The sequence below is a fragment of the Lysinibacillus sp. VIII_CA genome (assembly GCF_049943995.1).
Lineage (GTDB): Bacteria > Bacillota > Bacilli > Bacillales_A > Planococcaceae > Lysinibacillus > Lysinibacillus pinottii.
The window spans coordinates 1-25,993 of sequence record NZ_JBNFXM010000011.1 but is presented as its reverse complement, the minus strand read 5'-3'; the positions used below and the strand labels follow the sequence as shown (position 1 = coordinate 25,993).

The window sequence follows — 25,993 nt, the reverse complement described above, 5'->3', positions numbered from 1 at the left end:
CCTCCTTACCTCACACTGATTTTTTTAAGTTTGTTAAAATGGCATCTAAATCACCAACCACTTTTTCAAACACATCGATTTTGGTATGAAGTAATTCCAAGATTTTTTCTTCAATGGTATCTTCAATAGCAAGATTATATATGTGAACATCATGCTCCTGTCCCAAACGATGGACACGACCAATTCGTTGCTCTAGCTTCATAGGATTCCATGGTAAATCATAATTGATGACATGATGACAAAATTGGAGATTTATCCCCTCCCCACCAGCCTCTGTGGCAATGAGTACTTGTGCTCTTTCTTTAAATAAATGCTTCATATAATCTCGTTTACTTTTATTAAATTTACCGTTAAACAGCACACTCGAAATTCCTTTAGAATGTAAATACCATTGTAAGTAGATTTGAGTTGCACGATACTCTGTAAAAATAATAACCTTATCCTTCGCCTGTTCAATAATCTCAATTGTTTTTTCTGCTTTAGAATTCACTTCTAAGGCCATTAATTTGGCTAAAATGTCTTCCATTTCTTGTGATTGTCCATGCTCCTTCAGCATATTTGTTATTGTTAATGCTGTAGCTTCCTTGCTACTGCACATTTCCTTCTGCAACGTAATTAACGCAAAAGATCCTTTGTTTTCAAGTGAGCCAAGGAGATCATAAACGGCTCTTTCTTCTTCCGTAAATGTAATCGGTACAATTTGAACGCAACGATTGGTCCATTCAATACCTGTATCTTCTCTTCGATTTCTCACCATCACCTGGTTGACCAATTCTTTCAAATAATCATCATGCTCTAGATGATGCTTACTGGCTGAAAAGGCTGATTGGAAGGTATCGTAGCTTCCTAAATGTCCTGGTTTTAATAAGGAAATTAAATAATATAATTCGAAAACATCATTTTGTATAGGAGTAGCAGTTAATAATAAGCAAAACTTTTTCTTTAATCCTTGGACGAACTCATAAATTTGTGTTTTATTATTTTTTAATTTATGGGCCTCATCAATAATAATCATATCGTAATCCTGCTCATAAATACGTTCCCTATGAGGGCTTTTTTTCGCTGTATCCATACTCATGATTATGACGTCATAGCGCTCTATTGGACAATTTTTTTTATAAGCGATAGCAGGTATATGAAATTTTAAGTTTAACTCTTCAATCCATTGATTAATCAGAGAAGCCGGCGCTAATATTAACGCTTTTTTTACAAGACCCCTTAAAAGATACTCCTTTAAAATCAAACCAGCTTCAATGGTTTTACCTAAACCTACTTCATCTGCTAAAATGGCTTTTCCATTCATGCGCTGAATGACTGTTTCAGCTGCTTCTAGCTGATGTGCAAGAGGTTTTAAATTAGGTAAATACTTTGTAGCTTGTAATCCTGTGAAATCAGGGATTAATCTCATTTTTACAATATCATAGTTCATCTTATATAATGACCAGCTCTGCCATTGTTCAAGATCATTGACGCGATTGATAAAACCTTCTACCCATTCTGACGACCTCTCTATTTTCATGATCATCACCCCACCATGTCAGTATTTCTTCTTATGTTGTCCAAAAAGGAGAAAGCTATGTTCGTTTTATACAAAAAACACCCAATGAATGTAATTATTTCATCGAGTGTTTGTTAATTCATATGTTTACGGAAAATGCTCGGTGATAAACCTGTCACTTTTTTAAATACACGACTAAAATAAAAATAATCTGTGTAACCTACTCGCTTAGCTATTTCCTTTATAGATAAATCAGGCGACCTTAATAGCATTTTCGATTTTTGAATACGTAAATCGGTTAAATAAACATGTGGACTGACACCCATTCTTTTTTCAAACACATAGCTCAATTTTCTACGGTCCCAATTACATTCATTCGCTATATCGCTCACAGTAATATTCTTTGTAAAGTTTTCTTGTATATACGTCATGATGGATGCTATGTGATAGTCTTTCAACTTCATCAATACAATCATTTCCTCTCATATATTTAAAAAGAGAGCTTTGGATTGAATAAGTGATAAATGACTGCCCTTATGACTCATTTCAACTAATTGCTGCACCATGTTCATCCATTTCATGTGCTCTCCTACCTGTATAACAAAATGACTATTATAAAGCGGAAATTTTACATGTCCATCAAATAGTTGGAAGTAAATCACTACATATTCTAATTTGGTATCCCTTACGGCCATGTTTTGAATGGGAAAATCGGGACCAACATGGAGGATCCTTCCTTTTTTTAAGCGATAATTAGTACCTTCTATTTTTATGTCACCTATACCTTTGACTGGGAAGATTAGTCTAGCGACATTTTCCACTGTCCTGTTAGTAACCGTCTCAGAAGAAATATGGTCAGTAGTGACAGACATACATGTTAAAGGTGCCATTGAATAAAATTCTAACATTTCTTCTATGCCTACTATCTCCATTCCCTTATCATGCTCTTAAAACAATACGAAAGGAACACCTAAAATACATCGAGTGCTCCTAAGATTAATTATTTTAAGCTTTCCTGTAATAGCTTGCGATTACGTTGTTTAAAAATATCATTATGGGAAGAGACAATACCGCCATCAGAAGCATCGGGCTGAATATATTTTTTCGCACTATTCACTGCGTGCAATGCATCATGAAAAGCTGCTGCAATTAAATGGATTTTGCCATCATGGTGCAAAATATCTCCTGCCGCATAAAGTCCCGGAATAGAGGATTCACTATTTATAGTACCAGCAATGAAATAATCGTTTTTACGTTCAATTGCTAATGGACTATTATCTAATAGTTCCTTATCGCGTACATAGCCATGACTGATAACAACTTCATCGATAGGAATTTCCGTTATAGTACCTGTTTCATGATTCGTTAAAGCAATCGCTTTAATCATTCCTTCTTGATCATCCGCAATTAATTTCGTAATTTCTGAATTATAATGACATTCAATGGCACTATTCGTTAGCTCCGTAATTTGAGCCTCATGTGCAGACAATTGATCTTTTCGATAGGTTAAATATACCTTTGACGCTACTTCCATTAACTCTAATGCCCAATCTACAGCGGTATTACCGCCACCTGAAATGATAACCGCTTTGTTTTTAAATTTTTCATAGGATTTGATGGTGTAGTTTAAATTAGATACCTCAAACCGTTCTGCTCCCTCAATCTCTATTTTTTGAGGATTAAGGATACCCCCACCAATAGCAACTATGACCGTTTTTGAATAATGAATATTCCCAGACTCAGCTGTAATAACGAAAATCCCCTCGTCGTTTTTGGCAATTGATAATACCTTTTCATCTGTGTAAATAGAGGGATTAAATGTTAAGGCCTGCTCCACTAACTGCTTAATTAGTTGGCCACCTGAAATTGGCGTAACGCCCCCAATGTCCCAAATCATTTTCTCCGGGTAAACATGGATTTTACCCCCGAGCTGTGGCTGTGATTCAATTAGCTTCGTCTTCATTTCACGTAAGCCACAATAAAAGCTAGAATATAATCCTGCCGGTCCTCCACCAATGATCGTTACATCATACATTTCTTGTTCAAACAAATCGTAGCACACCTTTCATTTATGTTATTTCCTATCTCAACAATTGGGCCGTGGTAACAACATAACTACAAAACCCTACTGTATTTTCATCTTATAGAAATACTTACTACTTCTTACTCCCTTATTATACGATAATGATAATCATTATCAAGTAAAACTTCCCATTTTGGAAGCTATGTTGTCAATTCTTACTATTCTTTAAATAATCTTTATACGGTATTTACATTGAGCATGTACTCTTAAACTAACATTTAATGGAGGTTTAATATGTATGAAGTATAAAAAATTAGCTGCCCTAGCAGCAGGCTGTTCCTTAGCTATGGCTACTCTTTTAATAGGAGAAAATCAATCCTATGCGGTAGAAGAGTTACCACCTGAACTTAACTTAAATGTCTCCTCTCGCTATGATTCTGGCGTGAAAAATGAAGATGGAGGGGCCACAGAAATTGTTGCCTACAATGCGGACAATTACAAATACTATGTAATCAATGGGACAACAAAGCAAATTGAAATCGTCCCTTTACCAAAAAGCTCTTCCTACTCTGCCGTAAAGGTCGAGAAAACGGTCAATCTTGAAAAAGGTTTAAAAGAAATCAAACCAAACTTCTCTTATGGAGATGTGACAAGTATTAGTATTAACACCGATTCCGATTTGATAGCTGCCGCTGTTCAAGCTGGAGACTATAATGACAATGGATTAGCAGTATTTTTAGATTACAACGGTAATATTCTTCATATTGTAGAAGCTGGTAAACAGCCCGATATGATCACCTTTACACCTGACGGGAAAAAGGTACTTGTAGCAAATGAAGGAGAGCCTCGTGAGGGTTATGAGAAAGCCGTTGATCCAGAAGGCAGTGTTAGTATTATCGAGCTACCAACTGACATTACTAAAGCAACGGTAAAGGATATTAATTTCGAGGCTTTAGATTCTCAACGTGAGGAGCTTGTTGCTAAAGGTATCGTTTTAAAGAAAAAGACGAATCCTTCTGTAGATTTCGAACCTGAGTATATTGCTGTCAATAAAAAAGGTAATACAGCCTATGTTACCTTACAGGAGGCAAATGCAATAGCTACGCTAGATCTTACATCAGGTGAATGGAAAAATGTGCAATCACTAGGTTTTAAGGATCATCGTAAGAAAGAAAATGCGCTTGATTTCATGAAAGATAAAAAAATTGAAATCATTCCTGAAAATCTTTACGGCATCTATATGCCTGATGGGATTTCTTCGTATGAAGTGAACGGTAAAACCTATTTAGTGACAGCAAACGAGGGTGACTCACGTGATTGGAAAGGCTATGTAAACGAACTTGAAATGGAACTAAGAGGCAATGAAGTTGTGCTTTTTGATACCTCAGACTATGATGGCTTACAACCTGAAAAAATGTATAGCTTTGGAGGTCGATCTTTCTCTATCTATGAAGCAGAATCAATGACTCAAGTATTTGATAGTGGTAGTGATTTTGAAAAGATTATTGCCCATTCATTACCTGACTACTTCAATGCTTCCAATAATAATACAAAGCTTGATAATCGCAGCGGTAAAAAGGGCCCTGAGCCTGAGGATGTGAAAATTGGACAAATCGGTGATCGCATGTATGCCTTTATTGGTATAGAACGGGTTGGTGGCATCATGATGTATGATATTACAAACCCTAATTCACCATCATTTGTTCAATATATAAATAAAAGAGATTTTGGTGAAGATATTAAGGGAGATGTATCACCAGAAGGTTTAGCTTTCATTCCTGCTTCAGCTAGTACTACAGGGCTTCCAACTTTACTTGCCGCACATGAGGTCAGCGGTACCGTTACTGCTTTTACATTTGGTAGTCCATATAAAAGTTTATTTTTAGATATACAAGGTCATTGGGCACAAACAGCCATTGAGGAACTAGCAAATAAGCATTTATTGAATGGTGTAGCTAAGGATCAATTTAATCCAAATGCTCCCATGACTAGAGCACAATTTATAACTGTCCTCAGTCGTGCACAAAAAATAAATTCAACATCCAAAGCTCCCTTTTCCGATGTAAAAACAGGCGATTATTTTGAGGATGCTATTGGTTGGGCATATGAAAAGAAGCTAATCAATTCATCCAATGAAATGTTTAATCCTCATAAGCCTATTACAAGAGAGGATGCTGCTGTAATTCTATATCATTTTATAAAATTAACTGAAATGGACTTGCCTAACCATCATACTCAACAATTATTTAAGGATGATGCTGCTATTTCTCCTCCTGCAAAGGAAGCGATTTATATTTTGCAGCAAGCTGGAATTTTTACAGGTAACAAACAACAATTGTTTCAACCACAAAGCACTTTATCACGCGCTGATGCTACATCGGTACTCTACAAATTATTTACCCTTAAATAATCCTTCATGCTGTTCGAGTGTTCGAACAGCTTTTTTTATTCTAGCTAAAATAAACCTCAATCCATAAATTACTAAAATATACGTAAACGCTAGTTTTTGATACACTATTGGAAAAAACCAAAAGAGGTCGTCATGAAAAGAAAAATATTTATTTTACATGAAATATATGGCATCAATCAATTTATAAAAGAACAAGCCGAAGCCTACCGTGATGAACATACCTCCGTTTGCTGTGTTTTGCTTTATCCAGAAGGAAAATCCTTCTCATATAAACAGGAACAACAAGCTTATGATTTTTTCTTCCATACAGTCGGCTTTGACGCACCTCTTGAGATGCTATCAAAAAACCTACTAGAGGCATGTGAAAAATATGAAGAGGTAGTGCTAATTGGATATAGTGTAGGTGCTACATTAGCCTGGCGATTATCAACGCTCCCCCTACATCGAGTTATTTGTGTTTATGGCTCACGTATACGCCAATTCCTAGACGTCCAACCATCTTGTCCAACCTTGGTCATTCTACCAAGCTGTGAAAGTAGCTTTGATGTGAATGCAATAAAAAATGTACTCGAACATAAATCAAATGTTCAAACAAAGCAATATCACGGACAGCATGGTTTTATGGATACTTATAATTCCCATTTTTGTCCATCTAGCTACTTTCAAGCACACACAAATATCTTAAACTTTTTAGGAGTAGAACAACATTAGGAGGAACAAACAATGGAAGAAAATATAGATATTTTGGTTGAACCATATATTGAAAGAGGTAATGTGATTTATCCAAGCTTTCCTATAGCCTTACAACCCGGCATGATTATAGGCATCTACACAGATGTTTCTAAAATACATACTTTAATGCAATGGTTTATGAAACGAGATCATACATTTACATATTTTCGCGAAAGTGCTCTCTATGAACGCCTTACTGTTCGTGAGCATATACGGTTTAATTTGAAACTATTCAAACGTACACCTAATGAGGCTGAGGAGTTATTAAAGCTATTTAGCTTAACTGAACAAAAAAACATGAGAATTAGTAAGCTTTCTACTAGTGAAAAACAACGATTAAAGTTATTGGGTACCTATCTTCAGGAAGTATCGCTTCTTGTATTAGAAGAACCCTTTCAAAATATCGATGATTTTTCTAAGCAAAATGTCCAACAAATACTAAAAAAACTCACAGAAAGACAAAAAAGCATCATTTTACTTTCTAATAATCTAGAAGACTTAATGATTGCAAGTACTGCTATACATAGATTAGATGGGGCTGGCTTACATACACTAGACGTTAAAGAGGAAGAATTAGAGAAAACACCTCCCCCATTTGAAAATTCGCCGATTCGCATTGATAAAATTCCAACAAAGAAAAATGACAAGATTATTTTATTTAACCCGCCCGAAATTGATTATATTGAAAGTGTTGAAGGCGTCGTTTCTGTTAATGTTGCAGGTGAATCCTACCCATGTACACTATCACTGAATGAGCTAGAGCAAAAATTGACACCATTCGGCTTTTTCAGAAGCCACCGTTCATACATTGTTAACCTACAAAAGGTTCGCGAAATCATTACATGGACGCGCAATAGCTATAGCCTTGCACTCAACAGCACTGATAAAACTGTTGTGCCTTTGTCGAAAAATAAACTAGCAGATTTAAAGAAAATACTCGGAATATAGTAGATTTCCCAGGAAATAAACGACTCCTGTCACCTTCCATATCGTGTTGTTGGTAGTCATTTTTCCTCCTCTCATCTAATTATTGCTGTGTACCTTTCACTTGTTGTTTATAGTTTAGACATCAACAACAAACAGGAGGCTTACACATGAAAGCAGTAATTGATGTACAGCATTTGAAAAAAACTTTTAATAAAGAAATCGCACTACAAGATGTTTCCTTTACTATACAAAAAGGAGAAATATTTGGTTTCCTTGGTCCGAGTGGCTCTGGAAAAACAACTACTATTAAAATATTAACTGCGCAAACTGAAAACACTGCTGGAAATGTTCTATTATTTGGACAGCCAGCAGCTGACATGAAGCAAAGTCAAAATCGTAAACGTTTTGGCATATTAACAGATAACAGCGGTTTGTATACGAGGTTATCTATAGAAGAGAATTTATTACTCTATAGTAAGCTATATGAGCTGTCAGTCACTGCCGTCAAAGAAGCTCTTGATTTTGTAAATTTATATGCTGATCGCAAAAAGAAGATAAGTCAGCTTTCAAAGGGCATGATACAGCGTGTTACACTGGCTAGAGCTATAATGCATAAGCCTGAATTATTATTTTTAGATGAGCCTACTTCTGCACTTGATCCTGTAAATACAGAACATATCTATAATGGTTTACGAAAGCTGAATAACATGGGGACAACGATATTTTTAACAACCCATGATATGAGCGAGGCCGAAATACTCTGTGACCGAGTTGCTTTCCTGCATAAAGGGAAAATTCGAGCAATTGGCACTCCAAGCGACTTGAAGCAGGAATTTGGCACTGATTCCATGACTGTTGAGCTTAAAAATGGTACACAAGAAGTGATCCAAAACGGGGCTCAAGATGCCGAGAAACTGTATCAATGGATGCAAGCCAATGACGTTACTCGAATCCATACAAATGAACCAACATTAGGCGATATTTTTATGCAAATAACAGGGAGTGATTTAGTATGAATATTTCAATGACAAGAATTCAAGCTATATTAATGAAAGATTATAAGGAATTTTCACGTAACTATGCCGTATCTTCGATGGTACTCTTACCAATAATTTTGGCATTTTTGTATAATCAATCTGGTGCATCCTCTATCAACGCTTATCTCTTACCTATTAATATAACGTTTTCTATGGTAACAGTTTATATACAATGCTGTTTAATTGCAGAGGAGAAGGAGAAAAACACATTACGAAGCCTGATGCTCTCCCCTGCTTCACTAGCAGATATTTTAATTGGTAAAAGCCTATTTGTTTTTATCGTAACGATGATCGTGGTAGCTATGTCTATTTTTATTGTGGGATATAACCCATCTAACCTACTCATTTTAGCTATTTCATTAATACTTTCAACTGTATTTTATATTGCACTTGGAACGATTTGTGGATTATTTTCTAAGTCTATAATGGAAGGTTCCATCATTGTATTACCGGTTATCATTATTTTCTCTTTTGGCCCAATTGCCCTAAATTTTGCTTCTACTTATCCAATCTTAAAGATTGCAGAATGGTTACCAAGCTCACAATTATTACTGTTAGCCGAAGCATTAGAAGGTAAATATTCAGTGACAGATGTAATCATTCCTATGATGACGATAATTGTTTGGTCCCTACTTTCTTGGTTTCTCGCTGCAATTATTTATAAAAAAAGAATGGTCGATTAATGACCATTCTTTTTACTATGATAGTTCTTGCTCAAGTTTTTCAATCTCGCTAAGTTCATCGGCATACCATATTCCAACAAATCTAGAGGGAACAGGTTCATCGAAATAATTCCCGTCATAAAATGATAACGGAAATAATATTTTATGTTCAACAAACCTCTTAATGGTTTGAAAGAAAACGTCATTTTCCTTTGGACTTTTTGCTGCATAGGAGGCAAATTTATTGATAGGCTTACCTAAAGTATCATGAAACATTAGCATAGAGGTGGAGCCATTTTGGCGGAAATTCAAATCAATAGCCTGAACATCACCAGCCTCTGTGACAATTAAATCAAATCCTGCTACACCAACAAAACCTTCTGCAACACCTTGTTCCATAATATGTCTTCCTACCTCAATTACTTTTTCAGGAACTTCATCTACTATTATATTACCGTGATAAATACCGTTTTCATCGGTAATTTGTTGTGAGGCTCCTAAATATTGAATACCTAGTTCCTCTGAGTAGACAAATTGACAGCTATAATTGTCCTTTGTCTGTAATAGCTCCTCAATAATTATGCTCTCCGTTCCCGTCATTCGGAATTGCCGCAGACCTTCCGTCAGTTCCTCTTTATTATGGCAAATGATGACTCCATATCCTCCAGAGGTTGGGGAATCATCGCCCGGCTTAAGGACCACAGGCGGTTGCCAATTTTTGATGGCATCTGAGAGCCTATAGGTTTCAACATTTAAACGACTCGGAACAAATTTGCTATCGATTAAATGATCAATATATGCTTTTGAATTCAATTCATTAAATTTCTCGGCATCCATCCAATAGCATTGACGGTCCATATGTTCCAAGTCATGTATATATTGACAAACAATCGTTTTGTCGTCTTCACACCAAGAACGAATATGGGCTAAATACTCCTCCTGTGTGTCATAACTAAAAGGCTGTTCGACCCATGGTAAACCTGTTAATCGATGTAGTTCCTGAGCTTTTTCAGTTTGGGTAGCTCGGTGCACTAATACAGGAATATCAGCAATAGCTACTTCTCTAGAGGTTAGGGCATCCAGTTTATGAGGATCGTCCATCATCCATGGATTATCACTAAACGGCGTTCTTGGTGTATAAACTGCATTCTCACCATAGATTTGTCTTAGCGTGTATTTTGGTTTCAAGTAGATTACCCTCTTTCAATTTTTAAGTACTCTACCCTTCCCCTTATTTTTTGACACTTTTTAATAGAAAAAACAGTCTTAGCGGCCAATAAAAATCCATTAAAACCCAAATATTAAATAGATTCGCCTAATAATTGATTTAAGTGAATTTTCACCTGCGGCCACTCGTCTAACGTAATACTATACATCACTGTATGGCGAGCGGTCCCATCTTTCCGAATCATATGATTCCGTAATATTCCTTCCTTTGTCGCCCCTATACGCTCTATAGCTTTCTGAGATTGAATATTTTCATGATCAGTTTTGATTTGAACTCGCTGTAAATGAAGGGTTTCAAAACAGTATTGTAATAATAGGTATTTACAATTGGTATTAATAGCAGTACGCCAGTAGACTGGTGTCAGCCATGTTGTTCCTATTTCAACCCGCTGATGTGTATCATCTATATCCATAAAACGTGTAGACCCTATGATCTCTCCAGTCTTTTTATCCACAATAACAAAAGGAAATTCTGTTTTATTACGCCTCATTAATAAAGCATTTTCCACAAAGTTATGCACATCCACCATTTTTTCGATCGTTGTGGACATATGTGACCAAATTTCTGGATAACTCGCCGCCTCTAATATCCCCGATAAATCATTTAACTCTAAAGGCTTCAGTTTAACTATTTCATTTTCTAATGCCATAAACTCCATGATGTATCACTCCTTTTTTAATTATTTAACGGTAAATTTGATATGATAGAAAGTACCAATTATTAAAAACCAGACCATACCAAAGGAGGTTATCTTGTGGAGCTATCCATTTCATTGACAGGAGATTCAGCCAAATACATTCAGATATACGAAGAAATTAGACAGTCTATTTTATCTAAAAGGCTATTAGGTCATGAGCAATTGCCCTCTAAGCGAGCCCTTGCCCGAACTCTCGATGTAAGTGTACATACTGTGAAGGAGGCTTATGAACAATTACTGGCAGAAGGTTATGTTTATAGTAAAGAACGGTCGGGTTATTTTATTGCTCCCTTTGAATTTGATTGGGTACAAGATGAACAGCAGCATGAGTTTCCTCTAAGGACAATCATATCCAATGACATTCAGTATGATTTTCATAACGGGCATGTGGATAACGAGGCTTTTCCCTATTCACTTTGGCATAAGCTCCTAAAAAAACATGTAAACAAGAATAATTTATCCATAAGTCCCTGGGCAGGTGAAGACCTATTACGCTCCGAGATTGCGCGCTATGTACAACGTTCACGTGGCGTTGTTTGTGATGCCTCACAAGTGTTTGTTTATGGTGGAACACAAAGTCAACTTCAAGCCCTTAGTCTCTTTTTAGGTCCCCAGAGTAAGGTCGGAGTAGAAGAACCGGGTTTTAAACGGGCACATACTACTTTACGACAATGCGGTTTGTCTACAGAGGCCATCCCTGTGGATAAAGCCGGTATAACTCTTCCTTCAAAAACAATTCACATATTATACACAACACCAGCTCATCAATTTCCTTTGGGCATGATTATGACCGTAGAGAGAAGAGCCGCCTTGTTGCAATGGGCAAATTTGAATAAGGCATACATTATTGAAGATGACTATGACTCTGAATTTCGTTATAAAGGGCTGCCAATCCCCTCTTTAGCAAAAATGGATCAGCTTCAACAAGTTATTTATTTTGGAACATTTTCTAAAACGTTGCTGCCTTCTTTGCGAATCAGTTATATGATTTTACCAAAGTCATTAATTGCATCGTTTAATGCCTTTAACCATGATCAAAAATCAGTTGTCTCCAGAGTAGAGCAACTTGTTTTAGCTGATTTCATTGCACAAGGTCAATTTGATAAACATTTAGCGAAAATGCGGACAGTTTATCGTAAAAAACAACAAGCTCTACTAACTGCTATCTCCACTCATTTTTCGGAGGAATTTCAAATCATCGGTGAAAAATCTGGGCTACATATCGTGATGAAGTTACCTAATAGACTCTCTGAGAAAAATGCGATTCAACTTGCTCGTAAGATTGGAATTCTTGTCTATCCATGTTCTACTTCCTATCAGCATGGTACAGAGGATACTTTAATCATTTTAGGCTACGGTGGACTGACACTTCAGCAAATTGATGAAGGTATTGCACTCCTTGCTTCCGTCTGGCAATAACCTGTCATTTTATTAGATGGTCGGAGTCAGTCTATACACGAAACTTTGTTTTAGACATAAAAAATATACAGATGATTCGAGACAAGGCGAAACCTTATAATGTTTTTTTCGTATGTAAAGGTAAATGAACACATAAGGGGATAGACAATAATGGAGAACCGTCAGCTATTAGAGCAGCACTTGCAGGAAATTCAGGATTGGGAAAAGGATCAAAGGGATTTATGGTTTTGGGAGAAACTAGGTAGAATACCGTTTAAGTTGTTAGATAAAATGACGCCTACTTTTATTCAAAATAAAATTGCATTATTAGTCGATGAATTAGGGAACTACATACAATCCGGTGGAAAATATTTAATCAATGAACAAGCCATGATTCAAAAAGTCCGTAACCATTCTTCCACAGAGCATATTTTGAGCATTTCAGATATTGGTCAAATTCCATTAGAGGATATGATTACTCTCAGTGATAAATTGCAAAATGAGCGTGTAAAGTTTGCGACTGTTCAAGGTGCTTCTACGGGGTTTGGCGGAATATTTACCTTGGCTATTGATATACCCGTTATTTTAGGAACCGCGCTGAAGACATTGCAAGAAATTGCTATTATTCATGGCTATGACCCTAATGATAAAATGGAGCGTATTTTTATTGTGAAATGCCTGCAATTCACAAGTGCAGATATTGTTGGGAAAGAAGCCATCTTACAGGAGCTTTCCACTATGAATAGTACTCATAAAGCTACTGACAATATGATTTCTCAGCTACAAGGCTGGCAGGAGGTATTTTATACGTATCGGGACCAGCTGGGCTGGAAAAAACTGTTTCAAATGATACCTATTGCTGGTATGATCTTCGGTGCATACGCAAATAAAGGAATGATTCAAGATGTTGCTGAAACGGGTATTATGTTATATCGAAAAAGACGAATTTATGAAAAATTGAATGAATTAGAAAGTTGATGATGAGAGATGGCGCTCTTCCTTATAAGAGCGTCACCCTCCCTTGTTTCTACATTTTAATTACTATTTTTCCCTGATGCTGACGACTTTCCATCAGTTCATGAGCTTTTTGCATATCCTCTAATGGAAATATTTTAGCAATGGGCACTTGGAAACTATCCCCTTTTAATAAAGTAAAAATATGTTGAGCGACCTGTTGTAACATTTCTGGTCTTAAGTCCCTAGTCGTACCCAGACTAAATCCTTTTACATTACGACAGCTACTATGTAAATCTGATGTCATAATAGTTCCTGCCTTGCCTCCACTATTGCCAAATTGTACAAGAGTGCCATATGGTGCTAAGCAAGTTAAGCTTTCCTCCGTAATAGCTCCCGCAATCGAATCAAAGATAATATCGACGCCAATACCTCCAGTAAAGTCTCGTACATGCTCACTAAATTGGTCATATGTAAGAACATGATCTGCCCCAAGCTGATAGGCTATCGGTGCCTTCTCTAATGTACTTACAGTTCCAATAATTTGTTTAGCGCCTAGCTTTTTGGCCATTTGAATAAGCATTGTTCCTACCCCACCAGATGCAGCATGAATTAACACCGAATCATTCTGACTAATTGGTGCTATCTGATGTGTTAAGATATACGATAAAAACGATACAGTTGGCACAGCTGCTACCTTCTCTAGCGGTACATCATACGGAACTTTAAAGACCAACTGTTCCTTTGCTACGACATACTCTGCATAAGCACCATTTATCGGAAATGCAATGACCTGGTCCCCCTTCTGAAAATTGCTGTTATCATTAAAAACCTCTTCTACAATACCAGCAACATCTAACCCAAGAATCATTGGAAAGTTTCCTTTAGCCTTATTACCTGTCCGATTTTTAATATCTGCATAGTTCACACTCGTATAGATTGTACGTATTAGGATTTCTCCTGTAGAGATTGTAGGCTTTGGATATTCGGCATATGTTAATACATCAGACGTACCAAATTCATTTATTACGATAGCCTTCATTTTTTTCTCCCTCCTTGTTATAGTCGAATTATAAACTAAATTTCCAAAGAATGGAGATACCTTTGTGAAAATTAAACCTAAGCAAGAGAACTGTAATGGAATACCGTATGATTTCTTTAATTAAGGCAGCAATCGTATATGCTTTATGTTATCTGGTACAGGGCTATAGTTACGAAAAACCTGGATACCCACTGTTATCACCTCTATTGTCACTGGACCATACAACGGCTAATCTATTAGATAAACACGCATTTTTGGCAATTGGCACAGCAGACCCGCATTTTTCACAGGAAAAATAGCTCTCAATCTTGCTGTTTTGATGAACTTATATCATTCCCTTGAGGATACTTCCAATTAACTCATACTATCCCGTTTTGCGAGTCGCTTTTCATCCAATTAAAAGCTTACATTCAAAAAAATGGACCATCTATTTCACCGTAGCACTTACCAAAATTATCTATATATGCTACACTAACCAAAATACAGTGAAGAGAAGAGTAAATAAGGCTGTTCTTCCCAGAGAGCTCCGGTTGCTGAAAACGAGCAAGAACGAATTATTGAAACAAGCCTCAGAGTAGCGCATTGGATTTCTATTAGAATGATGGTGCGACGGGAACTCCCGTTATAGAGTTACAGTATAAACATTCATTCATGTCGTACTGAAAAGGCTATTATGGCAACAACATAATAGTGAACTAGGGTGGCACCACGTGAGCATAAATTCTTCCGTCTCGTCCCTAAGACTACTGTCTTGGGGGTGGGATTTTTTTATTTTGCAAGGTCACTTTTGCAAGAGGAGGAATTTATATGAAAAAATCTTTAAAATCGTGGCGTTATCCAATTATCCTTTTAAGTAGTATTGGTATTTCTAGTATCGGTGAATGGATTTATTTTATTGCTTTGAACCTTACTGTACTCAATCTGACAGAATCAGCACTTGCTGTTTCTGGCTTGTATATTATCAGAGCTCTCTCCACATTGTTTACTAATTTTTGGTCTGGTAGTTTAATAGACCGCTTTAATAAAAAACACCTGATGATCCTATTGAATCTTTGCCGGTCCATACTGATTGTCGCACTTCCTAGCTTTTTGAGCTTAGGATGGATTTATATTTTAGTCTTTATCATTACAGCTACTAGTTCTATGTATCATCCTACCTCTATGACTTATATCACTAAATTGATACCGATAGAGCAAAGAAAACGCTTTAACTCATTACGTAGTCTGCTTGATTCTGGTGCCTTCCTAACAGGTCCAGCTATTGCAGGCTTTCTATTTACACTAGGTACACCGAATATGGCTATATACTTAAATGCTATTGCTTTATTTTTATCTGCCTGCATAACTATAAAAATGCCGGACGTTGAAGGACATGAACAATTAGGCTTTGCTCTTCGTACAGAAAAAGCAACAACATTTTATAAAATATTGCTCTATGATTGGAAAATGGTCGTCCATTTTAGCTTTAAAAATGCCTATGTGATGGCAGTCTATTTTTTATTTAGTGCTACCATTGTATTGATGACAGCGACTGATTCTTTAGAGGCAGCGTTTGCCACTCAAGTACTTGCTTTATCGGAGGGAGAATATGGGGTTTTGGTCAGTATTGCAGGTGTCGGTGTACTAATTGGTTCTCTAACCAATTCAGCCTTTGTTGAAAAAACCTCTACTGCTTGGTTAATCGGCATGGGGTCTATAATGACAGCCTTCGGTTATTTACTGTTTACTTCTTCCTATACCTTTTTTATGGCAGCTTTAGGTTGCTTCCTCTTATCATTCGCAACAGCTTTTGCGAATACAGGTTTCTATACTTTTTATCAAAATAATATCCCTGCTGAAAGCATGGGACGTATAGGGAGTATTTATGGTTTTTTTGAAGCCCTTTTCATCATAATTTTGACAGCTTCATTTGGAGTTACTGCTGAAATTATTTCTATACGATTTGTTATAGTAAGTGCCTCATTTGTCATGGTAACGGTAGCTATCATTTTATTTATTTTAACGATATGCCCTTCTAAAGCCACTTTTTATCAAAGTACTTCTGAGTCTCATAACTAGGTAAATAAAAATAGGTCTTTTCCTTACGTGGAGAAGACCTATTTACACATGACCTAGCTCTTGTGAAAGAAGGTGAGCAGCTCGTGTGACTTCCTTTGCAATACTTTCCAATTTTTCAGTATCTGTATCATACTCAAAGCACTCTGCGCTAATTGCTGCAATTGGTTCTTTATTCAAATCAAAAACAGGTGCTGCCACTGATACTGTTCCCTTTGTTTTTTCTCCATAGCTAATAGAGTATCCCTTATCTTTGATGACATTTAATTGTTCCATTAACTCTATTTTTTCAAGATCACTTATATTTTTTAGAAAGCCAGCTTGCATTTCCTTCTCTGAGAATGCAAGTAATACTTTATTCGCTGCTCCAATTGGATAGGGGATTTTTTCACCTATCATATCAATAATACGGACATTTTTGGGGCTATCCACACGATCAATAATAATAGAATTATTTAGTTTTGGAATATTTAAATACGCTGTTTCCCGCACATTAACGGCAAGCTCTTCTAATAACGGATGGGCTTTTTCTCGGATGTTTGTATGGTGGTACATTTTCATGCCGAGCTGTAACCATGTATACCCTAAACGAAATTCCTTTTTTTCCTCATTTCTTTCTACTAAATCAAAGTTTTCTAATGTATACAATAATCGATAAATTGTACTGCTAGGTAAGTCTGTTTCATTATATATATCTTGAACAGAAAAGAATCGTTTAGGATTCTTCGCTAGTACATGAATAATCATCATTGCTCTTTCAATAGATTGAATCATTGCTCATCCTCCTTTTATTCATTTTAACGAATTTTTACTCATTTATATAGAGTTGCAACCGAATAAATTAATAAAAAGAAACAGAATTTTATAAAAATGAAAATTGACGTTTACGGTTTTTTCTTATATGATGAATCATATTCCACAATACGGATTAATTTTCACATAACGAAACAATGAAGTAAGTATAGTTGCTATTTTGAATGATATCTAATCGAACAAAAAAGGAGCCATATACATGTATTCACAACTAAGACAGTTACCCATCGCAAAGCAAATTGAAAAGCTTACAAATGAATTAGTAAATATTAATAGTATTAATGGTACTCAAGGTGAAGGGAAAATTATTGAGTATATCTATGCGAAAATGAAGGAATTCCCTTACTATCAAGAAAACCCTTCATTTCTTTGGACTTTAAACGTAAAACAGGACCCTATTGGCCGAAAAAATCTTTTTGCTTTCGTAAAAAGTCCTAATGAAACAAAAAGGACCATTATCTATCACGCTCATTTGGATACAGTGGACATAGAGGATTATGGTCATTTAAAAGAGTTTGCTTTTTCTCCTACCAAGCTTGAGGATTTCTTTAAAACCTATGAAGGAAATAGGGATGTACAGAAGGATGCTCAAAGTGGCGACTGGATGTTTGGGCGTGGAGCTGTAGATATGAAAAGCGGAGCTGCTGTCCATATTGCCAATGTACAATATTTCACCAATCATCTTCATGAACTAGAAGGAAATATATTACTTATTTTAAATGGTGGCGAAGAGGCCGAGCATAATGGCATCATTGACGCATTAGATGAGCTTAATCGTTTAAAAATGGATCAGGAACTAGATTTTCTAATGGCCATTAATACTGACTTTACAACTCCTTTATATGGTGATGACCCTCATCGTTATATTTATACGGGTGTTGCTGGAAAGTTACTGCCATCCTTCTACATTTATGGGCGAGAAGTACATGTGGGAGATACATTAAGTGGCATCGACCCCAATTATGTGGCAGCAAAAATTACGGAGCGTATTCATAATAATTTAGCATTAATGGAGGCAATTATAGGTGAAACCATCCTTCCACCTACATGCTTATATCAACGAGACACCAAAGAATCCTATACAGTTCAAACCGCGTCTACTAGCCGAATTTATTTTAACTATTTTTTATATGAAGAGTCTCCAGATCATGTTGTTAAGAAACTTAAGTCTGTCGCACAACAGGCATGTATCGAAGCAAAGCAATATTTACAGCTTCAGTATGAGAAATATATAGAGCGTTCCAACATACCTAAGCGTTCATTATCCTGGCATATAGACGTTGTTACTTATGATGAGTTTATTGTTTATTTAAACGGAAAGGGTATTGAAACCGAGCTTATTATTGCTGATGTCTTGAAAAAAAATGCAGGTAAGGAATTACGCCAACAGTCGTTTGCAATCGTTGATGCGCTGCAAAAGGCAGATCCTGAGCATAAGCCTCGAGTTGTCTTATACTTTGCACCACCATTCCTTCCCCATAATTATTTAAAGGAAAGTGTGGCAAGAGACCAGCTATTAAAGCAAGCCATTTCACAGGTCGTTCATGAGGTAGCGAAAGAAACAGGCGAAGTATTTCAGGTTAAACGCTTTTTCCCTTATTTAGCGGATGGAAGCTTCTTATCTATTCATGCTACACAAGAGGAACTCCAAGAGTTGCTCAATAACTTCCCAAAATGGGATACACTCTATCCCCTACCATTTGAAAAAATAAAGGCGCTGAATATCCCTTCTGTTACAATGGGTGTATACGGAAAAGATGGCCACAAATGGACTGAGAGAGTTTATAAGCCTTATTCCTTCGGCGTGCTACCAAAGCTCATTCAGAAGGCTACAAAAGAAATATTCAAATCCAATCTTTAATATCGAAAAAGCACCGCTCTAATTATTTTTAGAACGGTGCTTTTTTATGTATCCAGTAAAACTATAGTTAAATTGAATGAGGAAAACCCTTCACCTTTTCAACAGCTTCTAGTAATTTTTTTGTGACGATATCTGATTCATCAATATGGTCAGTTAAAACTTTATTTGTTTCATCAAAAAGAGCTGTTGTTGTTTTAAATTTACTCATGACATCTTCAGTCGAAATTTTTTGGCTATCTATATAATCAAGTAATTCCTTCACTTCACCTTGGACATTCATTATGATTTGGAGTAATGCGTTAATTTGCTCAGACGTATCTGTACTTTTTTGAAGTCCTTCTGTCACCAGCTGCATATTATTTTTATTATCCTCATATGCCTCAGATATTTGATCCTCAATTTTTTTCGTAAGATTCACAATATCCTCTGTGCTTGACTTTGTATTTTCAGCAAGCTTTCGTACTTCTTCTGCAACGACTGAAAACCCCTTACCATGCTCCCCAGCTCTCGCTGCTTCAATAGATGCATTTAAGGCAAGTAAATTGGTTTGATTAGAAATCTCACTGATTACTTTGACGATATCAGTTATTTGCTTTGAACGTTCACTTAAATGGTTCATACTATTCGTCGTTTTTTTTGATTGCTCACCAAGCTCATCAATGACATGCTGAACTTCCTTTACAGCTTGTTTACTTTCAATCGATAAAGAAACCATTTCATCTGATGAATGAATTAAAGAGTTTCCCTTTTCTAGAGCATGTCCAGATATGGTATTGGATTCAATGGTGCTGTTTTCTACACGATTAAATTCGCTTAAAATATTTGTAACCATTTCACCTAAAATGACATGTTGATGATTAACTATATCGTGCTGTCCAATCGTTGAAATTAATTCCTTATGTAATTCATTGAGAAAAATTTGAAATTCATGATCCTTCTTATCTAGCTTTGCATTCAACTCGTCAATTTTCCCCTTAAATTGCTCTATATCTTCTCTTTTTGATTGAAATATCGTTAACACATGTCATCACTCCATAACTAGATTTGTATTAATTTTACTCTCTTTGAAGTAATTAATAAACAAATATCGTAAAGGTAGACTTTCCATAAAAAAATCCCACCTCCTAATAGAAGTGGGACCAAAATTTTTAGTAAGCTAAACCGAATAGAGCTTTAATATGTGTTAAATAACGAATATTCGAAGCTTCTTTCATTAATGTTGCAGGAAGACCTTTAAGTTCTGTGTTGCTTGCACCAATTGTAGCAACCGCATCTTTACGGCCTAGGCTTGCAAGTGTACCAGAGTTCACTGCTGAGAATGATTTCATCTCTTGGTTTTTATATTGTGCAAAAACATTATAACCAGCAAGCTCACCCATTTGCCAAGCAACTTGCGCAGTTGGCGCGTAAAGTGGACGACCACCATCAGCTGGTAATGCTACAGATGCGTCACCAATAACAAATACATCTTCGTGTGATGTAGATTGTAGGAATTCATTAATTGTTGCTTTACCACGGTCAGCTGCAAGTCCTGATTCACCTACTATTGGAAGTGGTGCTACCCCACCTGTCCATACAAGTGTGTTTGCAACAATTGGTTCACGGTCTTTTAGAGAAATAACATTACCGTCAACACCAGTTACAGGTGTACCAGTAATAAATTCCACACCGCGTTTTGTTAAGCTTTCAGTCGCGCGTTGAATAAGTGTATCCGGAAGTACTGGTAAGATTTTTGGACCAGCTTCAACAAGTTTAATTTTAAGATCAGCAAAGTTAACACCGTGTTTTGCAGCGATTTTCGGGAAGTTGTCCACGATTTCACCAACAAGCTCAACACCTGTTAAACCGCCACCACCGATAACGATTGTTGCATCTGCTTCATCTTTAGATTGTGCATATGCTTTAATGCGATCTTCGATATGTTTGTTAATTTTATTGGCATCATTTACTGATTTAAGAACCATTGAGTTTTCTTCTAATCCAGGGATACCGAAGAAACCAGTTTGGCTTCCTAAAGATACTACAAGCGTATCGTACGTTAATGTATAGCCATTATCTAAATCCACTTTTTTATTATCTACATTGAATTTCGTTACTTTTGCAATGTGTAGATCGATATCTAAACCTTTAAAGATTTTTTTAAGTGGTAATGCAACAGCACCTTCTGCAATGGTACCACCGGCTAAACGGTGAAGTTCAGTGATAATTTGGTGTGTTGGGAATTGGTTTACTACAGTAATTTTAGCTTCATCAGCTGATAGATACTTACGTGCTGTTAATGCAGTTAAAACGCCAGCGTAACCTGCACCTAAGATGACGATTTCTTTTGACATGATTAATTAATCCTCCGTCCTTACGAATTGAATTTACCTTAAGTCTTATTTAGCTTTGCGTTCTGAGCTTACTTGTAAGAAAGCATTAACAAAACGGAATACATTTTGAACTTGAGGGTCTTTTAGCATTTTCACAAGACCGAATAAACCTATTACTTCGTGGCTTTCAGATGCTCGGTCTTTCGCTTCAATTGCAGTTGCTGCTAGGTTTTTCGCAGAGCCTACTACAGGTCCAGCGATTTCTGTTACTGCACCCACAGTATCATTTTTAAGCACTTCATCTGTTGCTACAGCTTGAGCAAACTCGTATGATTTCGTTAATAAAGTCATCATTTCAGTTAACTTTGGTAATTGCTCAACTAAAGTTGTAAGCGATTCTTGAACTTCAGGTTTTAGTAATTGATCTAGTACATCTAATTGCTCTTTACTCACAGTTACTTGTTCAGCCTGTGCTTGGTTATTCGTTTCTGACATTTTGAACTCTCCTTTGCCATCACTAGTACTATTTTTTATTGCTTACATGTAAAAAAGACCATTAAGGTAAAACTTAACAGTCGTTACAGCGTATATCCTACACAATCACCAGTCACAAGGCCTGGATAGCGATTCGTATGACTTGTTATTACAATGTTAACTTTAAGTCGCAAAAAGCGCATCATAATACCATCCTTATCTTGTCTTGGTGACATTACAACCTTCATTATAAGACTGTTTGTACATTATTTCAATGCGCTAAATCACAATTTCGACAATCTTTTCAAAATTCATTGATTTTATCAACTATTAACTGCCTTACTATCATAAATTTTCTAATGCATCAAATTTTGTAGCTGTCATTCACTTTTTTGTCATTTTTAGAGACTCTTTTTAAAATTCAAATGACCTTTATAACAATGAAAGGAGCTATCTCTATTCTAATGAGATAACTCCTTTCATAAAAATTAGGAAGCTTTATTTATTTTGAACAGATAGCCAAAAGAAATTTGTTACTTCTTTTGCCGTTACATCTATTGAACCTAGCAAAGTTTTCCCGTCGCCATCTTTAAAATACCCTACCGTCATCAGTGCCATAAAGTTATGAGCAAAAAACTTGGCATTTCCTTTTCGAATCGTGCCCTTGTCCATTTCTATTTGTATAGCCCGCTCAATGGTGTGGTACATTTCATTTTCGGATGCTTGTACTTGTCTCAACTGAGATTCCGATAAATTGATGGAGGCCTCCCGCATAAAATTATTCATATCAATATCAATAGTTGCCGATAAATGAACCTTAACGAGCTGTTCAAGACGTTCTTTAAATGGTTTTTGTTGCTCTAAAATTTGTAGAATAGATAGCTTGATACGATCCATCATAGCAATTAGTGCCGATGTATACAATTCGCCTTTAGTTGGGTAGTAGTAATAGATAGTCGCCTTTGTTACGTTACAAGCTTTCGCTACATCATCCATCGAAATGTTTTTGTAGCCTTCTTTAATAAAAAGTTTTGTAGCCGTCTCAAGGACTAGATCTTTTGTCGGTTTCGCATTTTCATCATGGCGAGGTCTTCCAAGCATACGCGGTGACTGTTTCAACAAGTTCACCTCCTTTATAAAAAACAATCTTTTTACTCATATTATAACATATCGGTATTTCTAGATTGATTAATTAACCTTCTAGTATATATAATTAAATCACTTACAGGAATGGAGGTTTTCTTATGAAAAAACATCCACTTGAGCAATGGGGCTCAATGGTTGCAAGTAAAAAGGGGCGCTTATTAGCACTAGCCTTTTGGGTGTTATTAGTAATTGTATTGTCGTTTGCTTGGCCACAAATCAATAGTATTGAAAGTGAGTCAGGCAAAAACCTACCTGACACGGAAATGTCTGAACAGGCTGCGGCAATAATTGCCGATCAATTCCCTAATGATGCCGGTACACCATTATTATTGGTTTGGTATCGTGACAGTGGACTAACCAATCAAGACTATTCAGCCATACAAGGTGTATACAGTGAGCTTCAAGCTAAACCCTTAGCTCATCAAACGATGGTTCCACCATTTGATAAAATGCCAACCCAGGCTCTATCAGCCGCTACTTCAGAAAATGGCACAACCATCGTTACACCTGTATTTTTTGAAAAGGGGGTTGCTACAGATGTCCTACAGGATAGTTTAGATAAACTAACCAAAATAATGGAGAGCAACCAAGTCCAATTAGATAAAAAACTTTCGAATGATATGCTACATGTTCGTTATTCAGGACCAGTTGGAATCGCTACTGATGCTGTTAGTTTATTCTCCCAAGCAGATGTAAAGCTATTGATTGCAACAGTATTACTCGTTTTAGTACTACTTATAATTATATATCGTTCGCCATTACTGGCTATTATTCCTTTACTTGTTGTAGGTCTTGCCTATGGAGTAATCAGCCCAACATTAGGCTTCTTTGCGGATCAAGGATGGATTGATAAAGATTCACAGGCAGTCTCTATTATGACGGTATTACTTTTTGGTGCAGGTACTGATTATTGTTTATTCCTAATATCTAAATACCGAGAAATTCTCTTCCATGTTGAAGATAAAACTGTCGCAATGAAACTTGCTGTGAAAGAATCAGGTGGCGCTATTTTAATGAGTGCCCTAACAGTTGTCATTGGTCTAGCTACCCTTAGTTTGGCTCATTACGGCGCATTTCAACGCTTTGCCGTGCCATTCAGCTTTGGTGTACTTGTAATGGGAATTGCAGCTCTCGTCGTCCTTCCTGCAATTCTTGTCATCATTGGTCGTGTAGCTTTCTTCCCATTTGTTCCACGTACAGAAGAAATGGCACTGAACAAAGGAAAAAAACAACATAAGCCATCACATAAGATTAGTCATAAAATCGGACATTTTGTTACGCAGAAGCCATGGATTGTTATTACGGTAACCGTTATATTACTTGGCGGATTAGCAGCATTCGTTCCACGTATTCAATATACGTTTGATTTACTCTCATCCTTCCCAAAAGACATGCCGTCACGAGAAGGCTTCACTTTAATAGAAGAGAATTTTTCTCCTGGAGAATTAGCACCTGTACAATTAGTGATTGATACAGGGGGAAATGAAATTAATTTACAGCAACAGCTTTCAACAATTCCTTATATTGATAGTGTGGCAGATGTTCAAATAGGGAAAAAAAATAATGAGATTCAGTTATATGAACTATCTTTAAATGCTAACCCCTATGCAAAGGAATCGTTGGCTCATATTCCTGAGTTAAAGGCAGAGGTTATCGAAATACTCGAGCAAAGTGGGCTTAAAAATGCTGATAAGCATGTTTGGATTGGTGGAGAAACTGCTAGTCAGTATGATACCCAACAAATAACTAAGCGTGACGAAACGGTTATTATGCCAACCATGATTGCTTTAATCGCATTATTATTATTTGTTTATTTGCGTTCCATTACGGCCACTGTTTATTTATTGGCAACCGTGATTATCTCTTACTTTGGAGCATTAGGCGCAGGTTGGTTGATTTTACATCATATTATGGGGGCAGAAGCCATTTCGGGAGCTATCCCATTGTATGCATTCGTGTTCTTAGTAGCGCTCGGCGAAGATTATAATATCTTTATGATTTCAGAGATTTGGAAAAAACGTAAAACAACTGATCATTTAACAGCTGTAGAAGAAGGAGTTGTCCGAACGGGAAGTGTCATAACATCTGCTGGACTTATTTTAGCAGGTACTTTCGCCGTACTAGCAACATTACCAATTCAAGTACTTGTTCAATTTGGTGTTGTCACAGCAATCGGTGTACTTCTGGATACATTCATTGTTCGACCATTGCTTGTTCCAGCAATCACAACGGTTCTAGGCAAATACGCCTTCTGGCCAGGAAAACTATTCAAAAAAGAAGTCTAACCTTTATAAATAACACGGTCATTAGCAAATCCACTTGCTAATATCCGTGTTATTTTTTTATTAATACTAGAAACATTAGTCATATATTTATTCTAAACTGAGCCTTATAGGATCTCTATTAAAGGATTGACTTTATTAAACTATTCTAAATTACAGTAACGCTTTCCATTGCTTAACTCCTTTTCAGGCAATACCCTCGAAAAATATGCCTTTGATTTTGCTAGTTCACTTTATTTCTACGACCCTGAAACACAAGAACGTCTATAAAAGGTAGATTGTATCTGTACCAACACTCTATTTGTGACAAAGCGACAAAAACGAAGACGATGATAAGGAGTGAACTGCACCCCAATTGTTAGACACATCTAACAATTGGAGGTGTAGTTTTTTTATGACGAAATTTACAAATGAACAAAAACTCGATGCCGTTATGCGCTAT

The 25,993-nt window shown here is 36.4% G+C and carries 23 protein-coding genes and 1 other annotated feature; of the genes, 11 read left to right on the top strand and 12 right to left on the bottom strand.

The genetic code is table 11. From position 1 onward, the window contains the following. Positions 1 to 10 precede the first annotated feature (10 nt). From ACP3VS_RS15250 to ACP3VS_RS15235, 4 genes are all read right to left on the bottom strand, one after another. Positions 11 to 1,525: a DEAD/DEAH box helicase gene (locus ACP3VS_RS15250; protein ID WP_012292559.1), complete on the bottom strand. Its 1,515-nt coding sequence runs from the start codon at positions 1,523 to 1,525 to the stop codon at positions 11 to 13. Between the two features lie 107 nt (positions 1,526 to 1,632). Next, positions 1,633 to 1,962, bottom strand: a complete 330-nt coding sequence (locus ACP3VS_RS15245; RefSeq protein ID WP_426389173.1) for a helix-turn-helix domain-containing protein — start codon at positions 1,960 to 1,962, stop codon at positions 1,633 to 1,635. A gap of 18 nt (positions 1,963 to 1,980) precedes the next feature. Further along, positions 1,981 to 2,430 (bottom strand): hypothetical protein, encoded by a 450-nt coding sequence (locus ACP3VS_RS15240; protein WP_099805778.1) that lies wholly within the window; start codon positions 2,428 to 2,430, stop codon positions 1,981 to 1,983. A gap of 68 nt (positions 2,431 to 2,498) precedes the next feature. Next, a complete protein-coding gene (locus ACP3VS_RS15235) occupies positions 2,499 to 3,548 on the bottom strand; it encodes an NAD(P)/FAD-dependent oxidoreductase (protein WP_031418330.1) in 1,050 nt (349 codons plus the stop codon). A gap of 271 nt (positions 3,549 to 3,819) precedes the next feature. Between ACP3VS_RS15235 and ACP3VS_RS15230 the strand changes: the two genes are divergently transcribed. The 5 genes from ACP3VS_RS15230 to ACP3VS_RS15210 all read left to right on the top strand — a co-directional run bounded on the left by ACP3VS_RS15230 (position 3,820) and on the right by ACP3VS_RS15210 (position 9,310). After that, the gene (locus tag ACP3VS_RS15230) at positions 3,820 to 5,931 is read left to right on the top strand and encodes a choice-of-anchor I family protein (protein ID WP_426389134.1); all 2,112 of its coding nucleotides are present in this window, start codon (positions 3,820 to 3,822) and stop codon (positions 5,929 to 5,931) included. A 96-nt stretch (positions 5,932 to 6,027) separates the two neighbouring features. After that, positions 6,028 to 6,642, top strand: a complete 615-nt coding sequence (locus ACP3VS_RS15225) for a dienelactone hydrolase family protein (protein WP_080695161.1) — start codon at positions 6,028 to 6,030, stop codon at positions 6,640 to 6,642. A gap of 12 nt (positions 6,643 to 6,654) precedes the next feature. Continuing rightward, on the top strand, positions 6,655 to 7,611 hold the full coding sequence (locus tag ACP3VS_RS15220) for a LytTR family transcriptional regulator DNA-binding domain-containing protein (protein ID WP_012292551.1): 957 nt from the start codon (positions 6,655 to 6,657) through the stop codon (positions 7,609 to 7,611). A 146-nt stretch (positions 7,612 to 7,757) separates the two neighbouring features. Continuing rightward, positions 7,758 to 8,606, top strand: coding sequence for an ABC transporter ATP-binding protein (locus ACP3VS_RS15215; RefSeq protein ID WP_012292550.1), 849 nt, complete (start codon positions 7,758 to 7,760; stop codon positions 8,604 to 8,606). After that, entirely contained in the window at positions 8,603 to 9,310 is a 708-nt protein-coding gene (locus ACP3VS_RS15210) for an ABC transporter permease (protein WP_012292549.1), read from the top strand. The genes ACP3VS_RS15215 and ACP3VS_RS15210 overlap by 4 nt, the downstream gene beginning before the upstream one ends. Before the next feature lie 15 nt (positions 9,311 to 9,325). On the opposite strand, the gene ldmS is transcribed toward ACP3VS_RS15210, so the two are convergent. Both ldmS and ACP3VS_RS15200 read right to left on the bottom strand, forming a co-directional pair. Continuing rightward, the gene (gene ldmS / locus ACP3VS_RS15205; protein ID WP_036218073.1) at positions 9,326 to 10,477 is read right to left on the bottom strand and encodes an L-aspartate--L-methionine ligase LdmS; all 1,152 of its coding nucleotides are present in this window, start codon (positions 10,475 to 10,477) and stop codon (positions 9,326 to 9,328) included. A 113-nt stretch (positions 10,478 to 10,590) separates the two neighbouring features. Then, positions 10,591 to 11,175, bottom strand: coding sequence for a GNAT family N-acetyltransferase (locus tag ACP3VS_RS15200; protein WP_012292547.1), 585 nt, complete (start codon positions 11,173 to 11,175; stop codon positions 10,591 to 10,593). A 96-nt stretch (positions 11,176 to 11,271) separates the two neighbouring features. Between ACP3VS_RS15200 and ACP3VS_RS15195 the strand changes: the two genes are divergently transcribed. Both ACP3VS_RS15195 and ACP3VS_RS15190 read left to right on the top strand, forming a co-directional pair. Beyond that, the gene (locus ACP3VS_RS15195) at positions 11,272 to 12,633 is read left to right on the top strand and encodes a PLP-dependent aminotransferase family protein (protein WP_281486774.1); all 1,362 of its coding nucleotides are present in this window, start codon (positions 11,272 to 11,274) and stop codon (positions 12,631 to 12,633) included. A gap of 150 nt (positions 12,634 to 12,783) precedes the next feature. Then, positions 12,784 to 13,590, top strand: coding sequence for an EcsC family protein (locus ACP3VS_RS15190; RefSeq protein WP_012292545.1), 807 nt, complete (start codon positions 12,784 to 12,786; stop codon positions 13,588 to 13,590). 49 nt (positions 13,591 to 13,639) lie between these two features. Here the strand turns inward: ACP3VS_RS15190 and ACP3VS_RS15185 are convergent, their stop codons facing one another. Beyond that, a complete protein-coding gene (locus ACP3VS_RS15185) occupies positions 13,640 to 14,608 on the bottom strand; it encodes a quinone oxidoreductase family protein (RefSeq protein ID WP_426389129.1) in 969 nt (322 codons plus the stop codon). 95 nt (positions 14,609 to 14,703) lie between these two features. Between ACP3VS_RS15185 and ACP3VS_RS15180 the strand changes: the two genes are divergently transcribed. Next, positions 14,704 to 14,907, top strand: a complete 204-nt coding sequence (locus ACP3VS_RS15180; protein ID WP_031418317.1) for a hypothetical protein — start codon at positions 14,704 to 14,706, stop codon at positions 14,905 to 14,907. A 177-nt stretch (positions 14,908 to 15,084) separates the two neighbouring features. Continuing rightward, positions 15,085 to 15,350, top strand: a binding site (T-box leader). A gap of 65 nt (positions 15,351 to 15,415) precedes the next feature. Then, positions 15,416 to 16,666 carry an MFS transporter gene (locus tag ACP3VS_RS15175; protein WP_281486776.1) on the top strand — a complete coding sequence of 417 codons (1,251 nt, stop codon included), beginning with the start codon at positions 15,416 to 15,418 and terminating at the stop codon, positions 16,664 to 16,666. Positions 16,667 to 16,708: 42 nt separating this feature from the next. Here the strand turns inward: ACP3VS_RS15175 and ACP3VS_RS15170 are convergent, their stop codons facing one another. After that, entirely contained in the window at positions 16,709 to 17,437 is a 729-nt protein-coding gene (locus ACP3VS_RS15170) for an IclR family transcriptional regulator (protein ID WP_012292542.1), read from the bottom strand. 238 nt (positions 17,438 to 17,675) lie between these two features. Here ACP3VS_RS15170 and ACP3VS_RS15165 point away from each other — a divergent pair, with 238 nt between their 5' ends. Beyond that, positions 17,676 to 19,337, top strand: coding sequence for a M20/M25/M40 family metallo-hydrolase (locus ACP3VS_RS15165; protein ID WP_426389126.1), 1,662 nt, complete (start codon positions 17,676 to 17,678; stop codon positions 19,335 to 19,337). 67 nt (positions 19,338 to 19,404) lie between these two features. On the opposite strand, the gene ACP3VS_RS15160 is transcribed toward ACP3VS_RS15165, so the two are convergent. The 4 genes from ACP3VS_RS15160 to ACP3VS_RS15145 form a co-directional block, all read right to left on the bottom strand. After that, the gene (locus ACP3VS_RS15160) at positions 19,405 to 20,358 is read right to left on the bottom strand and encodes a methyl-accepting chemotaxis protein (RefSeq protein ID WP_012292540.1); all 954 of its coding nucleotides are present in this window, start codon (positions 20,356 to 20,358) and stop codon (positions 19,405 to 19,407) included. A gap of 127 nt (positions 20,359 to 20,485) precedes the next feature. Beyond that, a complete protein-coding gene (locus tag ACP3VS_RS15155) occupies positions 20,486 to 21,670 on the bottom strand; it encodes an NAD(P)/FAD-dependent oxidoreductase (RefSeq protein WP_012292539.1) in 1,185 nt (394 codons plus the stop codon). Positions 21,671 to 21,715: 45 nt separating this feature from the next. Then, positions 21,716 to 22,144, bottom strand: coding sequence for a DUF1641 domain-containing protein (locus ACP3VS_RS15150; RefSeq protein WP_012292538.1), 429 nt, complete (start codon positions 22,142 to 22,144; stop codon positions 21,716 to 21,718). Positions 22,145 to 22,621: 477 nt separating this feature from the next. Continuing rightward, positions 22,622 to 23,251 (bottom strand): TetR/AcrR family transcriptional regulator, encoded by a 630-nt coding sequence (locus ACP3VS_RS15145; protein WP_230584527.1) that lies wholly within the window; start codon positions 23,249 to 23,251, stop codon positions 22,622 to 22,624. A gap of 116 nt (positions 23,252 to 23,367) precedes the next feature. Here ACP3VS_RS15145 and ACP3VS_RS15140 point away from each other — a divergent pair, with 116 nt between their 5' ends. Next, positions 23,368 to 25,554 (top strand): MMPL family transporter, encoded by a 2,187-nt coding sequence (locus ACP3VS_RS15140; RefSeq protein ID WP_012292536.1) that lies wholly within the window; start codon positions 23,368 to 23,370, stop codon positions 25,552 to 25,554. Positions 25,555 to 25,993: the final 439 nt, after the last annotated feature.